Below are 14,681 nucleotides of genomic sequence, written 5' to 3'. Positions count from 1 at the left end.
AAAGCTATATGTTGATAATTGTTTTTTTATAAAAAAAACCATAAAAAAAGTATGGGAAAACCGTATTTTTTAATTTTTTAAATAAAGCCTTTTTCTTTGGCTATTAGTATTAACTCTCTGTCTCCTTTAGCTTTGACATTGAATATTTTTTTTAAATGTCGTTTTCGTTTTTCAATACTAGCCGCAGAAAGAGGTATGTAATTTGGCATGTCTTTCATTTTAGATCCTAATGAAAGTTCGTATAAAATTTGTCGGTCTATTGAATCAATAGAGAGGTTGTTGGAAACTTCTTTTCTTAAAAGGCTTAATACCGTTTTGCTGTAATAAGGAATGTTGTTTGTTACGTTCTTTATGGCATTTTTCACCTCTTTTGAGGTTAAGTCGTTTTTAACAAGAAAACCTTCAGGGTTTAAGCTTTTAAAAATATTGTGAATTCTGTAGTTATCATTACAATCAGTAGAAACAATAATTTTTGTGCTGGGTAGTAGCTTTCTAATTAAGAGTCCTAAATCTTCTCCAGATAAGATTTTTCTATTCTTAGCAGGTGAAAGTTTTAAGTCTAAGACAACAAAGTTTAAAGAGGTTTCCTTCTCAATCGTCTTTTTTATAATATCGTAAGCTCCATTACAATTGTAAGTAATGTCTGTGTTAAAATTAAAATTTGGGTTTAATCTAGCTATTTTAGATATTATGTTCTTGTACGTTTCGCAAATAAGCGGGCAATTATCCGCTAATAAGGCAGATTGTTTTTCTTTTCTCATGTATAAATAATTTCGGGGGGAACACTATTTAATTGATTCTTTTTATAAAAAAATCAGTTCATAAATTTATATAAACTAATTTAAAATCAAAAAAAATATGCATAAAATAAATTATTTACTAATAAGAAATATTGTTGTTTTATTTTTTTAACTCTTTTTTTAAGAATTTAGCAGTGTAACTTTTCTTGTGTTCTGAAACTTCTTCAGGAGTTCCAAAAGTAAGTACTTTACCCCCTTTTTTACCACCTTCCATACCTATATCAATAATATAATCGGCGAGTTTAATTACATCTAAGTTGTGTTCAATAATTAAAACAGTGTTTCCTTTATCTGCTAACTTATTTAAAACATCCATTAACACACGAATGTCTTCAAAATGAAGTCCGGTTGTTGGTTCGTCTAATATATAAAAGGTGTTTCCAGTATCTCTTTTAGACAACTCTGAAGCTAATTTAATGCGTTGTGCTTCTCCTCCAGAAAGAGTAGTAGATTGTTGTCCGAGTGTAATGTATCCTAAACCAACATCTTTAATCGTTTTTAATTTTCTATATATTTTAGGAATGTGTTCAAAAAATACTGTGGCTTCATTAATTGTCATTTCTAAAATGTCTGAAATCGACTTTCCTTTGTAGCGAATTTCTAAAGTTTCTCGGTTAAAACGTTTTCCTTGACAGGTTTCACATTCTACATGAACATCTGGTAAGAAATTCATTTCTATTACGCGAACACCTCCACCTTGACAGGTTTCACAGCGCCCTCCTTTTACATTAAAACTAAAACGACCTGGTTTATATCCTCTAATAGAAGCTTCTGGTGTCTTTGCAAATAAACTACGTATTTCACTAAATACTCCAGTATAGGTGGCAGGATTTGAACGTGGAGTTCTACCAATAGGAGATTGGTCAATATCAATTACCTTATCAATATGTTCTAAGCCTTCAATTTTTTTATAAGGCATTGGTTGTTTAACTGCTCGATAAATGTGTGCGTTTAAAATAGGGTAGAGGGTTTCATTGATTAAAGTAGATTTTCCACTACCCGAGACACCTGTGACACAAATCATTTTTCCTAAAGGAAATTCAACGGAAACATTTTTTAAGTTGTTTCCAGAGGCTCCTTTTAATGAGATTGCTTTTCCGTTTCCTTCACGACGTTTTTTAGGGATCTCAATTTCTTTTCTTCTCGATAAATAGTCAGCAGTAAGGGTATCGTGACTTTTTAAATCGTCAAAGTTGCCCTCGCTAACAATTTCTCCTCCATGTCGACCTGCACCAGGACCAATGTCTAAAACAAAATCAGCATTCTTAATCATGTCTTCATCATGTTCAACAACTAAAACAGAGTTTCCAACATCACGAAGTTTAATTAAAGAGTCAATTAATTTTTGATTATCACGTTGATGTAAACCAATACTAGGCTCGTCTAAAATATATAAAACACCAACTAGTTGAGAACCAATTTGTGTAGCCAATCGAATACGTTGTGCTTCTCCACCAGAAAGTGATTTAGATGTACGGTCTAATGTTAAATAATCTAGTCCTACATCTAACAAAAATTGAATTCGAGTACGTATTTCTTTTAAAATTTCAGCAGCAATAGTTAGTTGTTTTTCCGATAATTTGTTGTCAACTTTTTGAAACCAACTGGCTAATTCTAGCACATCCATTTGTGCTAAGTCACTAATGTTTTTGTCGGTAATTTTAAAATGAAGTGCTTCTTTTTTTAAGCGCTTTCCATCACAAACCGAGCAAGTAACTTCATCCATAAAACCTTTTGCCCAACGTTTGATGGAAGTGCTTTCTGAGTTTTTATACTGATTTTCAATAAAGGCAATGATACCTTCAAAATCAATTTCATAATTTCTAGTAACTCCAGCAGTTTTTGATTGGATTTCAAATTTTTCCTTTCCGCCGTGAAGAATAATTTCCATGGCTTCTTTAGGAATGCTTTTTATGGGGTCGGTTAACTTGAAACGATAACGTTCAGCAATGGTTTGAAGCTGTTTGAAAATCCAGCTATTTTTTTGTTCGCCTAAAGGAGCAATTCCTCCGTTTTTTATAGAAATGTCATTGTCTGGAATTACTTTTTGATGGTTTATCTCGTTGGTAATTCCCAATCCGTTACAATGTGAACAAGCTCCTTTTGGTGAGTTGAACGAAAAAGTGTTGGGTTCAGGGTTAGGATAAGCAATACCGGTAGTAGGACACATCAGTTCACGACTAAAATAACGAGGCTTTTCATCGTCAACATCAATTACCATTAAAATGTTGTCGCCCGTGTATAACGCAGTTTTAATAGTTTCTTCAAGGCGTTTTTCAGCAGCATCATTTACAGCCAATCGATCGATAACCACTTCGATGTCGTGCGTTTTGTAGCGATCGAGTTTCATCCCTTTTTCAATCTCTCGAATCTCCCCATCCACACGAACACGAACAAAACCTTGTTTAGAAATTTGTTCGAATAATTCACGATAATGCCCTTTTCTCGATTTAATTAATGGTGCAAGAATGGCAATACGTTTGCCGTCAAAATCTTTTAAAATTAATTTCCTGATTTGCTCGTCAGAATAGCTTACCATTTTTTCACCTGTATTATAGGAGTAAGCATCTGCTGCGCGGGCAAACAGTAAACGAAGGAAATCGTAAATTTCAGTAATCGTTCCTACAGTAGAACGAGGACTTTTATTGGTTGTTTTTTGTTCAATAGAAATTACCGGAGAAAGCCCGTCGATTTTATCTACATCAGGTCTTTCTAAACCACCTAAAAACTGACGTGCATAAGCAGAAAAAGTTTCAATATAGCGACGTTGTCCTTCAGCATAAATGGTGTCGAATGCTAAAGAAGACTTTCCACTTCCACTTAACCCAGTAATTACAACTAGCTTTTCACGAGGAATTTTAACGTCAATGTTTTTTAAATTATGAGCGCGTGCTCCGTAAACTTCTATGTATTCTTGTTCTTTCAAAGTGAGGATTTTACCAAAAACAGCAAAGTTACCAAAACCAAATTTATTTTGGAGTAGTGATTGTCAACAAATAAACTGAAAATAGTATCTTGCGTATCAATGAGTGGTTTGGATATAGAAATACACGAAACAGCATTTGTTACATCCACCTTTAGATCTTTAAATGAAGACTTGAGTAAGGATGTGTACGCGAAGCTTTGGAATAATTCTCGAACCGATATTTTAGTAAAAAAGTATCTTCATCAAGTATGTTTAGAAGAAGTGTCTGCCCATTGTTTGAGAAATCGATTCTTTCTTGAAGAGATTGAAAGATGCAAACCAGAGGTGCTTATCAATTTTGGATCGGGCTTTAGTATGTATCCTTTTTTATTAGATGAAAGTATAATCAATATTGAAATAGATAAGAAAGAAATTGTTGATTATAAAAAAGGAAAAATTAATGAGTTTGAACGTCAAGAAAAATTACCAAAAAGAACAATCCATTTTATAGGAGTTGATTTTAGCGAGGATTATGTAGAGGATTTACTTAAAAGAATTAAAACGATTAAAAAAAATAAAACCTCATTTGTTTTAATAGAAGGAGTATTGTTTTTTTTGTCAAGAAAAGACACTGATAAGCTTTTTGATTTCTTTTCAGTTTTGCAGGGAAAAGGAGATTATATAGGAAGTGCTTCATTTCAAAAAGAGTTAAAAAAGTCAGAAGGATTTAAAAAATTACTCGACTTTTGTAATAAAGAAATGGTGAAAACTGAAGCATCAGATTGGCAGACAATTGAAGCAGCTTTTTACAGTGAAAGTAAAAGTTATGAATTGATAAATCATCAAGATTATTTTAGTCTTTCCCAAAAATATAATAATGAAGTGAAGTTAGAAAAAGATGTAATTTTAAATGAGAATTTTTATATCTTGAAAAAAATAGTATAATGAAATTTATCCATTCCGTACGACATTTTTTTGAACGACATGGTTTTAATGTGTCTTCTAGATTTGCAGACCGTTTAGGGATGCGAGCAACCAATGTACGTTTGTTTTTTATATACATATCATTTGTTACTGTGGGTTTGTCTTTTGGTTTGTATTTAACCATGGCATTTTTACTGCGTTTAAAAGATATGATTTATACCAAAAGAACTTCTGTTTTTGATTTATGATAAATACCGTGTTTCAATCAAAATTATATAAAGCGATTACTTACTCTGTGCTAATTGTTTCAGCAGGTGTGTTGGGGTATGTAATGTTATTTGGATATTCTTTTATCGATGCTTTATATATGACAATCATAACCATTAGCACGATTGGTTTTGGAGAAGTGCACCCGTTTGGTACAGGAGAAAAATTATTTACAATCGGATTGATAATATCTAGTTTGTTTATTTTTGGTTATGCAGTTTCTTCATTTTCAGAATATTTAATCAGTGGACAGTTTTTCCATCAACTAAAAGTAAAAAAAGTGCAAAAAAAAATAGAAAAATTACAAGGACACACCATTGTGTGTGGTTATGGAAGAAATGGTAAACAAGCTATTTCAAAATTAAAAAATTATAAAAAGCAAGTTGTAGTGGTTGAAAAATTTGATGGAATAGCCAGACAACTAGACGAAAAAGGCGTATTAACTATTCAAGGAGATGCAACGCTCGACGAAACCTTGTTAAGAGCAGGTATTATGAATGCTAAAAACTTAATAACTGCTTTGCCTTCTGATGCAGATAATTTGTTTGTGGTATTAACGGCAAAACAATTAAATAAAGACTGTAAAGTAATTAGCAGGGCATCAAAAGAAACCTCGTATAGTAAACTAAAAATAGCAGGAGCCGATAATGTAATTATGCCTGATAAGTTAGGAGGTTCTCATATGGCGTCGTTAGTGGTAACTCCTGATGTTATTGAGTTTGTTGATAGGTTAACTATTGAGGGGGAAACCACTGCAAATTTAGAAGAGGTGGCAATTAATGATTTGCCTGAAAAATATATTGACAAGACAATTTTAGATTTAGATTTACGAAAAATAACAGGATGTACAGTGATTGGATATCGTACTCCAGATAAAGACTATATCATTAATCCAGAAGCATCTGTAAAATTAGAAGCAGGAGGGAATTTAATCGTTTTAGGTCGACCAGAACAAATAGAAACACTTAGAAGAGTTTTTTAATGAAGAGAGTTATTATTACTGGGAGTAATGGCTTGTTAGGTCAAACTTTAGTAAACCTTTTGCTAGAAGAAAAAGAGAGATATCAGGTAATAGGTTTTTCAAGAGGTGAAAATAGAAGTGGAAGAAGTGATTTTGATTATGTTTCAATCGATATAACTAATGAAGCTTTGTTTTATGATACACTTTCAGCGTACAAGCCAGATGTTATTGTTAATACAGCAGCAATGACTAATGTTGATGCTTGCGAAACCAATAAGGGAGCTTGTGATAAGTTAAATGTAGAAGCAGTAAGGTGTTTGAAAAACTATTCTGAAGAACATAAAACTCATTTAATCCATATTTCAACCGATTTTATATTTGATGGTAAAGCGGGACCATATAAAGAGACTGACACACCTAACCCGTTAAGTTATTATGGGGTTTCAAAATTGAAATCAGAAGAAATTTTAGTAAAGTCTACAGTATCTTATACTATCTTACGTACCATATTAGTCTACGGAAAAGTATATGATATGTCTCGTAGTAATATAGTGTTGTGGGTAAAGCAAATGTTGGAAGAAGGAAAAGAAATTACTATAGTAAACGATCAGTTTCGCATGCCAACCTATGCAGAAGATTTGGCACTAGCCTGTAAAATATCAATAGACAAAAAAGCATTAGGGGTTTTTAATATATCATCAAATACATTATTGAGTATTTACGATATAGCCCAGCAAATAGCACAGGCTTTTAAGTTAGACAAAAGCTTAATAAAACCAATTTCTACAGTTACACTTAATCAAACAGCCAAACGACCGGCTATAACAGGTTTTGATTTGTCTAAAACAAGGAAGTATCTGAGGATAAACCCAAAATCATTTCAAGAAGATTTACAGAAATTTAAAGAAAAACTAACGTAAAAACTATATTTAACAACGAAAACTTGTTGTAAGTACATTTTTTTATGATATTGCGGGCTACTAATTCAAAAATCTAATACATATTATGAACAAAAAACTACTTGCATTGCTGTTATTAATGACACCGATGTTAACATTTGCACAGGAAAAAGGTTTAGATCAACAAATAGACCAAGCTTTTAAGCCTATTTCTGATTTTTTTAGTAGTGTGATTTTCTTTCAAGTATTTGGAACCCCTTTTGTATTGATTTTGTTAGTGGCTAGTGCCGCTTTTTTTACGTTCTATTTTGGATTTCCTAATATCCGTCACTTTTTTACTGCGATAAATGTTGTTAGAGGAAAGTATGAAGATATCGAAAAGCACGGAGCACAATTATTATATGGAGAAGATGGTATAGCTCAAGGAGTAGATATGAATGAGGTTGATGATATTGAAGAGCATATAGAAAATGTAGAAAGTTTGCACAGTGATTTAGAAATTGATGGAGATATTAAAGATACCATTCGCGATGAAAGTCATGAAGGAGAAGTGTCTCACTTCCAAGCACTAGCAACAGCAGTTTCTGGTACAGTTGGAAATGGTAATATTGCAGGAGTTGCATTGGCAATTGCTTTAGGAGGTCCAGGGGCAACTTTCTGGATGATCATTTGTGGTTTGCTAGGAATGTCTACAAAATTTGTTGAATGTACGTTAGGTGTTCATTACCGTGATGTAGGAGAAGATGGAACAGTATATGGTGGACCTATGTATTATTTATCTAAAGGATTAAAAGAAAAAGGTTTTGCTACTTTAGGTAAAATTGCCGCAGGAGCATTCGCAGTATTCTGTATCGGAGGATCTTTTGGTGGTGGTAATGCAGCACAATCTAACCAAGCAACAATTGTAATTAAAGAATTGTTAGGGTTAGAAAGTACAGCAGCCGGAGCTATCATAGGTGTGGTGTTAGCAGTTTTAGTTGGAATTATAATTATTGGAGGAATTAAAAGAATTGCTTCAGTAACAGAAAAAGTAGTTCCTTTTATGGCATTATTATACTTGTTAGCATGTATGTATATATTAGGTGTGAATTTCTCTTTAATAGACGATGCGATCTCTTTAATTATAACAGAAGCTTTCAATCCAACAGCAATTGGTGTTGGTGGTGTTATAGGTGTTTTATTAGTAGGGTTTAAAAGAGCCGCTTTTTCGAACGAAGCAGGAGCAGGTTCAGCATCGATTGCACACTCGGCAGTAAAAACGAAATATTCAGCATCTGAAGGTTTGGTGGCATTATTAGAGCCGTTTATCGATACAGTATTAATATGTACAATGACAGCTTTAGTTATCATTATTTTTAACTTCGGAGGAGCTTTTGAATATGGAGGAGATGGTACAGGATCGGTATTTATTGATGGAGTGGCTTATGAAGGAGCAGGGATTACTTCAAGAGCATTCGCTGCATACATTCCTTTTTCAAATGTATTTTTAACAGTGGCAGTAGTATTATTTGCGGTTTCTACAATGATTTCTTGGTCGTACTACGGATTACAATCTTGGAAATTTTTATTTGGTAGAGGAAAAAAAGCAGATTTAACATATAAAATTTTATTCTTAACCTTCGTGGTAATTGGAGCAGCAGCAAGTATGAAATCTATTTGGGATTTCTCAGATGCGATGATTTTTGCAATGGTATTCCCTAACATGGTAGGTTTATACTTATTGATGCCAGTGGTTAAAAAGCAACTAAAAAGATATTTAGATGCTATTAACCTTAAAAAAGAAGCAGTAGAAGAATAAGAAACAAACAAATGAACATATTTAAGCCCCATTTCTGGTATAATAAACGCCAAAGAAATGGGGTTTTCTTTTTGTTGCTTGTCATAGTTGCTTTACAATTTATATATGTATGCCTAGATTTTTCTTCAAAAAAAGTAGAAGACATAAATAAAGAAGAGTTGGCAGCTTTTCAAAATACTATTGATAGTTTGAAAAGAATTGAAGTGGATAAAAGAAAGTCAAGGTTGTATCCGTTCAATCCAAATTATATTACAGATTTTAAAGGATATCAATTAGGTATGTCAGTAGAGGAAATAGACAGGTTACATAATTATAGAAAGCAAAATAAATGGATTAATTCAGCTAAAGAATTCAAACAAGTAACAAAAATATCTGATAGTCTATTGAACAGAATAGTTCCTTATGTTAAATTTCCAGATTGGGTTGTGAAAAAAGAAAGCCAAAAGAAGAAAAGTAAAATAGAGTCTGGCTTAATAGAAAAACATACATATAATAAGGAGTATAAAATTTTTACCAATGACATTAATAAAGCGACCCAACGTGATTTTGAAACTATTAATGGAATTGGGGAAGTGCTATCCTCTAGAATTATTAAGTATAGAGATAAGTTGCAAGGATATTCACTAACAGAGCAATTGTATGAAGTGTGGGGATTAGATGAAGCAACAATAAATAGAATTGAGCAAACTTTTGCTGTAATAGAAAAACCCATTATAAAAAAAGTAAACATTAATACAGCTAGGTTCAAAGAAGTATTGGAGAATCCATATATAAATTATGAGTTGTGTAAAAAGATTTTTGAATACCGAGATGAAGTCGCAGAATTACAAGATATATCAGAATTAAGAAATATTAAAGATTTTCCGTTAAATAAATACAGTAGAATAATCTTATATTTGGAAGCAAAATAAACAAGCAACAAAATTTAATAAACAAACCACTATGAATAGTATGTACTTTACCGAAGAGCATGAAGCCTTTCGCCAGAGTTTTAAAGATTTTTTACAAAAAGAGGTAGTGTCTCATATAGATAAATGGGAGAAAGAAGGTACGGTAGAGCGTTTTATCTGGAAGAAATTTGGTGAAATGGGATACTTTGGTTTAAACCAGCCAGAAGAATATGGAGGATTAGGGTTAGATCTTTTTTATACTGTAATTTTTTTAGAAGAATTGCAAAAAATAAATTCAGGAGGTTTTGCAGCGAACATGTGGGCACATGCATATTTAGCGATGACCCATGTTAATAAAGAAGGAGACGATCGAATTAAAAGAGAATACTTAACACCAAGTATTGAAGGAGATAAGATAGGGTGTTTATGTATCACAGAACCTTTTGGAGGAAGCGATGTGGCGGGAATGCGTACTACCGCAATAAAAAAAGGAGACACTTATGTAGTTAACGGATCAAAAACCTTTATTACAAACGGAGTGTATTCTGATTATCTAGTAGTGGCAGCCAAAACAAACCCAGAAGATAAACATAAAGGAATGAGTATTTTTATTATTGATAGAGATACTCCAGGAATATCGTCAACTAAGTTAGATAAATTGGGTTGGAGAGCTTCAGATACTGCTGAGATAGCATTTGATAATGTGGTAATACCTGCTGAAAACTTAATGGGGGAAGAAGGAAAAGGATTTCCCTATATCATGCAGCACTTTGCTTTGGAAAGATTAGTAATGGGAATCAATGCTCATGCACGTGCGGCATACGCTGTTGACTATGTAGTACACTACATGAGCGAGCGTGAAGCTTTTGGTAAAACATTAGATAAATTTCAAGCTTTACGTCATAAAGTAGCAGAAATGGCAAGTAGAGTAGATATGTGTAGAGAATACAACTATTCTATAGCAAAACGGTTAAATGATGGTATTTATGTGGTAAAAGAGGCAAGCATGAGTAAGCTGTTGTCTACTAAAATGGCAGATGAGGTTATATATGACGCTCTACAATTGTTAGGAGGGTATGGTTATATGGAAGAATACCCAATGGCACGTTTATTACGAGATAGCCGATTAGGTCCGATTGGCGGGGGTACTTCTGAAATCTTAAAAGAGATTATCGCAAAAATGATAATCGATAAAAAAGAGTATAGGCCAGCTACCTAGTTTTTTTCATTTTTGCGAAAACGTGTTTTCGTATCGCAAAAATGATAATCGACAAAAAAGAGTACAGGCCAGCTACCTAATGTTTTTTTGAAAATAATTATTAATAAGGAATACTTGTAATCTGTTTACAGGTTCTCGATGAAAATAGATAAATAAAAATCCTGCTTTTGCAGGATTTTTATTTATCTCATTTTATACTAAAAAGAAATAAAATAGGGTGTTTTTAAATAATACTTTGTATATTTGCCGTCCAAAAAAGAAATATTATAGTATAATTAATTGATATACTGATTGTTGTCAATTTTAAAGATATAGAAACTACGATGAAAGGAGGTGCAAAAATATGTTAATCATTCCAGTTAAAGAAGGAGAGAATATCGATAGAGCGTTAAAACGTTACAAGCGTAAATTTGATCGTACAAAGACAATGAAGCAATTACGTAACAGAAAGCAATTTACAAAGCCATCTGTAGCAAAACGTGCTCAAATGATTAAAGCATCTTACGTTCAGAGATTAAGAACTCAAGAAGAAGTAGGATAGTAGTTTATCTACTAAAGTATAAAAACCTGTATTGATTTCAATACAGGTTTTTTTTGTACCTTCATTTTATAAATAATAAGCCCCATGTTAATAGAAGCTTTTTTAGAATATTTAGAGTTTGAAAAAAAGTATTCAAAAAATACAATTCAAGCTTATAAAACAGATTTGGTAGCGTTTAAAGATTTTTGTGAGGTAGCGTTTGATCAAGAAGATTTGGAACATATTCATTACAATCAAATTAGAACATGGCTTGTGAGTTTAGTGAATGCTAATGTGTCGAATAGAAGTGTAAATAGAAAAGTAAGCTCTTTGAAAACCTTTTATAGGTTTTTGCAAAAAATTGGAGAAGTAACAGTAAGTCCACTTTCAAACCACAAGGCGTTAAAAGTTCAAAAAAAGATACAAACACCTTTTGATCAAACGGAAGTAGAAGAAGTTTTACAACTAATAAAAGAAGGTTCGGATTTTGAATCGGTAAGAGACCGATTGGTTGTAGAAATGTTGTACTCAACAGGAATGAGGAGGAATGAGTTAATAAATGTTAAAGAAGAAGATATAAACCATTCAAGTAAAACAATAAAAGTATTAGGAAAAAGAAATAAGGAAAGGTATGTAACAATCTTACCGTCAGTATATAAAACTTTACAAGAATATTTAAGGCAAAAAAGAGAGATTGAAGAGGTGGATTTAGAGGTGCTTTTAGTAACTAAAAAGGGCGTTAAAATTTATGAAACCCTTGTTTACCGAATAATAAATTTGTACTTTAGTAGAGTGTCTACAAAAGCAAAAAAGAGTCCTCATATATTAAGGCATGCTTTTGCAACACATTTACTTAATAACGGTGCGTCGTTAAATTCGGTTAAAGAATTACTAGGGCATTCAAGTTTAGCCTCTACCCAAGTGTACACGCACAGTAGCTTGGAGCAAATAAAAAAAGTGTATAATAAGGCTCATCCTAGAGAGTCAACTTAAAAGATCGAAGAATTATGAAGGTATTCACGCAATCAGTAAATTTCTCAGCAGACCAAAAACTAATAGACTTCATTGAGAAAAAAGTAGGAGGATTAGAAAAGTTTCATGATAAGATCGTTGATGCAGAAGTGTTTTTGAAAGTGCAAAAAACGAGTGAAAAGGAAAATAAAATAACGGAAGTAAAAATTAATATACCGGGGAATGAATTAATTGTGAAAAAACAGAACAAAACCTTTGAAGAGGGGGTGAGTGTCTGCGTTGAATCATTAAAAAGACAGTTACAAAAATCAAAAGAAAAATCAAAGGATGCGTTAGTGTCATAAAAACGATAAAAAATAATCAAAAAAGTTTTAAAAATTAAAAATTACTTTTTACATTTGCAGTCCGTTAGAAATAGCGGATTGTTTTTTTATAGCAAACGCCGATGTAGCTCAGCTGGCTAGAGCAGCTGATTTGTAATCAGCAGGTCGTGGGTTCGAGTCCCTCCATCGGCTCTAAAAGAACAAAAGTTCATTAAAATTTTGATTTAAGATTTTTGGGGAGATTCCAGAGCGGCCAAATGGGACGGACTGTAACTCCGTTGTCTTACGACTTCGCAGGTTCGAATCCTGCTCTCCCCACATTTTAAATTTAAGATTGTAGATTAAAGATTTTAGGGTAGGCAATGATGTGAGTCAGAAGTCAGTTTCTATAAATCGTTAATCAAATCGCGGGAGTAGCTCAGTTGGTAGAGCGTCAGCCTTCCAAGCTGAATGTCGCCGGTTCGAACCCGGTCTCCCGCTCTAAATTCGTTGCCGACATAGCTCAGTTGGTAGAGCGCATCCTTGGTAGGGATGAGGTCACGGGTTCAAATCCCGTTGTTGGCTCTATTTTAGAGTTTATTTGACAAGAGTTTAAAAATAACACTAAATATATTTAACTAAGAATTAAAATTAATAATCATGGCAAAAGGAACTTATGATCGTTCGAAACCGCACTTAAACGTAGGTACTATTGGTCACGTAGATCACGGTAAAACTACTTTAACTGCTGCAATTACTAAAGTATTAGCAGATGCTGGATATTCTGAGCAGAGAGCTTTTGATCAAATCGATAACGCTCCAGAAGAAAAAGAAAGAGGTATTACAATTAACTCTTCTCACGTAGAGTATGCAACAGCTAACCGTCACTACGCACACGTTGACTGTCCAGGTCACGCCGATTACGTAAAGAACATGGTAACTGGTGCTGCACAGATGGATGGTGCTATCTTAGTAGTAGCTGCTACTGATGGTCCAATGCCACAAACTCGTGAGCACATCTTATTAGGTCGTCAGGTAGGTATTCCACGTATCGTTGTTTTCTTAAACAAAGTTGATATGGTTGATGACGAGGAGTTATTAGAATTAGTAGAAATGGAAGTGAGAGATTTATTATCTTTCTATGAGTATGATGGAGATAATGGTCCTGTTGTATCTGGTTCTGCTTTAGGTGCATTAAACGGAGAGCAAAAGTGGGTTGATACAGTTTTAGAATTAATGGAAGCTGTTGATACTTGGATCGAAGAGCCACCAAGAGATACTGAAAAAGATTTCTTAATGCCAATCGAAGATGTATTCTCTATTACTGGTCGTGGTACAGTAGCAACTGGACGTATCGAAACTGGTATCATTAACACTGGAGATCCTGTTGAGATTATTGGTATGGGAGATGAAAAATTAACATCTACTGTAACTGGTATCGAAATGTTCCGTCAAATCTTAGATAGAGGTGAGGCTGGAGATAATGCAGGTATCTTATTAAGAGGTATTGAAAAAACTCAAATTAAGAGAGGAATGGTAATCTGTAAGCCAGGTTCTATCACTCCACACGCTAAGTTTAAAGCTGAGGTGTATATCTTAAAGAAAGAAGAAGGTGGACGTCACACTCCATTCCACAACAACTACCGTCCACAGTTCTACGTACGTACAACTGACGTAACAGGTAACATTAACTTACCAGAAGGTGTTGAAATGGTAATGCCAGGTGATAACTTAACTATTACTGTTGACTTAATCCAACCTATCGCATTAAACACAGGTTTACAGTTCGCTATCCGTGAAGGAGGTAGAACAGTAGGAGCTGGTCAGGTAACTGAAATCTTAGACTAATTATAGTTTAATAATAAAGTATAAGGAGTCTCTTTTTTAAGAGAGACTCCTTTAAAATACGGGTTTAGCTCAGTTGGTAGAGCACTGGTCTCCAAAACCAGGTGTCGGGAGTTCGAGTCTCTCAACCCGTGCAAAAACTAAAACGAGTTGTGGTGAAAACTGCAACTCGTTAAAAGGATAAAATATGAGTAACTTTATACAATACATTAAAGATTCTTTTGAAGAATTAAATACCAATATGACTTGGATTTCTCGTGAAGAAGCTCAAAAGTCTACTGTAGTGGTTGCAGCATTTACAATTGTGTTTGCTTTAGCTGTAGCAGGGATAGATAAGGTTTTTCAAACAGGGTTAGATAACTTCTTTAAAATGTTTTAA

Annotated in this window: 14 protein-coding genes and 5 tRNA genes; 17 read left to right on the top strand and 2 right to left on the bottom strand. The window is 33.4% G+C overall.

The window, feature by feature from the left end:
- Positions 1-77: 77 nt before the first annotated feature.
- Both ACN0WY_RS06430 and uvrA read right to left on the bottom strand, forming a co-directional pair.
- Complete coding sequence (locus ACN0WY_RS06430) at positions 78-761, bottom strand: DNA-binding response regulator (RefSeq protein ID WP_330488640.1); 684 nt, start codon at positions 759-761, stop codon at positions 78-80.
- A gap of 139 nt (positions 762-900) precedes the next feature.
- A complete protein-coding gene (gene uvrA, locus ACN0WY_RS06425) occupies positions 901-3,726 on the bottom strand; it encodes an excinuclease ABC subunit UvrA (protein ID WP_417799859.1) in 2,826 nt (941 codons plus the stop codon).
- A gap of 99 nt (positions 3,727-3,825) precedes the next feature.
- On the opposite strand from uvrA, the gene ACN0WY_RS06420 reads away from it, so the two are divergent.
- From ACN0WY_RS06420 to secE, 17 genes are all read left to right on the top strand, one after another.
- Positions 3,826-4,650: a class I SAM-dependent methyltransferase gene (locus ACN0WY_RS06420; RefSeq protein WP_417799858.1), complete on the top strand. Its 825-nt coding sequence runs from the start codon at positions 3,826-3,828 to the stop codon at positions 4,648-4,650.
- A complete protein-coding gene (locus ACN0WY_RS06415) occupies positions 4,650-4,877 on the top strand; it encodes a PspC family transcriptional regulator (protein ID WP_099214064.1) in 228 nt (75 codons plus the stop codon). Before ACN0WY_RS06420 ends, ACN0WY_RS06415 begins: the two co-directional genes overlap by 1 nt.
- Entirely contained in the window at positions 4,874-5,878 is a 1,005-nt protein-coding gene (locus ACN0WY_RS06410) for a potassium channel family protein (RefSeq protein ID WP_417799857.1), read from the top strand. Before ACN0WY_RS06415 ends, ACN0WY_RS06410 begins: the two co-directional genes overlap by 4 nt.
- Positions 5,878-6,777, top strand: a complete 900-nt coding sequence (locus tag ACN0WY_RS06405) for an SDR family oxidoreductase (protein WP_417799856.1) — start codon at positions 5,878-5,880, stop codon at positions 6,775-6,777. The genes ACN0WY_RS06410 and ACN0WY_RS06405 overlap by 1 nt, the downstream gene beginning before the upstream one ends.
- 85 nt (positions 6,778-6,862) lie before the next feature.
- Complete coding sequence (locus tag ACN0WY_RS06400) at positions 6,863-8,554, top strand: alanine/glycine:cation symporter family protein (RefSeq protein WP_417799855.1); 1,692 nt, start codon at positions 6,863-6,865, stop codon at positions 8,552-8,554.
- An 11-nt stretch (positions 8,555-8,565) separates the two neighbouring features.
- Positions 8,566-9,465, top strand: coding sequence for a helix-hairpin-helix domain-containing protein (locus ACN0WY_RS06395; protein ID WP_330488634.1), 900 nt, complete (start codon positions 8,566-8,568; stop codon positions 9,463-9,465).
- A gap of 31 nt (positions 9,466-9,496) precedes the next feature.
- Positions 9,497-10,663, top strand: coding sequence for an acyl-CoA dehydrogenase family protein (locus tag ACN0WY_RS06390; protein WP_417799854.1), 1,167 nt, complete (start codon positions 9,497-9,499; stop codon positions 10,661-10,663).
- A 343-nt stretch (positions 10,664-11,006) separates the two neighbouring features.
- Complete coding sequence (rpsU, locus tag ACN0WY_RS06385) at positions 11,007-11,204, top strand: 30S ribosomal protein S21 (RefSeq protein WP_028892869.1); 198 nt, start codon at positions 11,007-11,009, stop codon at positions 11,202-11,204.
- Between the two features lie 84 nt (positions 11,205-11,288).
- Entirely contained in the window at positions 11,289-12,176 is an 888-nt protein-coding gene (locus ACN0WY_RS06380; protein WP_417799853.1) for a tyrosine-type recombinase/integrase, read from the top strand.
- Positions 12,177-12,190: 14 nt separating this feature from the next.
- Positions 12,191-12,499 (top strand): ribosome hibernation-promoting factor, HPF/YfiA family, encoded by a 309-nt coding sequence (gene hpf / locus ACN0WY_RS06375; RefSeq protein WP_330488631.1) that lies wholly within the window; start codon positions 12,191-12,193, stop codon positions 12,497-12,499.
- Positions 12,500-12,596: 97 nt separating this feature from the next.
- Positions 12,597-12,670: transfer RNA gene (locus tag ACN0WY_RS06370), tRNA-Thr, on the top strand.
- 43 nt (positions 12,671-12,713) lie between these two features.
- A tRNA-Tyr gene (locus ACN0WY_RS06365) sits at positions 12,714-12,796 on the top strand.
- Between the two features lie 89 nt (positions 12,797-12,885).
- Positions 12,886-12,958 (top strand) — tRNA-Gly (locus ACN0WY_RS06360).
- A gap of 11 nt (positions 12,959-12,969) precedes the next feature.
- A tRNA-Thr gene (locus ACN0WY_RS06355) sits at positions 12,970-13,042 on the top strand.
- Between the two features lie 75 nt (positions 13,043-13,117).
- Positions 13,118-14,305, top strand: a complete 1,188-nt coding sequence (tuf, locus tag ACN0WY_RS06350) for an elongation factor Tu (RefSeq protein WP_330488630.1) — start codon at positions 13,118-13,120, stop codon at positions 14,303-14,305.
- Positions 14,306-14,363: 58 nt separating this feature from the next.
- A tRNA-Trp gene (locus ACN0WY_RS06345) sits at positions 14,364-14,436 on the top strand.
- A gap of 53 nt (positions 14,437-14,489) precedes the next feature.
- Entirely contained in the window at positions 14,490-14,681 is a 192-nt protein-coding gene (gene secE / locus ACN0WY_RS06340) for a preprotein translocase subunit SecE (protein WP_073184511.1), read from the top strand.

It is taken from the genome of Tenacibaculum sp. (assembly GCF_048269885.1).
Taxonomy (GTDB): Bacteria; Bacteroidota; Bacteroidia; order Flavobacteriales; family Flavobacteriaceae; genus Polaribacter.
This window is presented reverse-complemented; position numbering and strand designations above follow the sequence as displayed.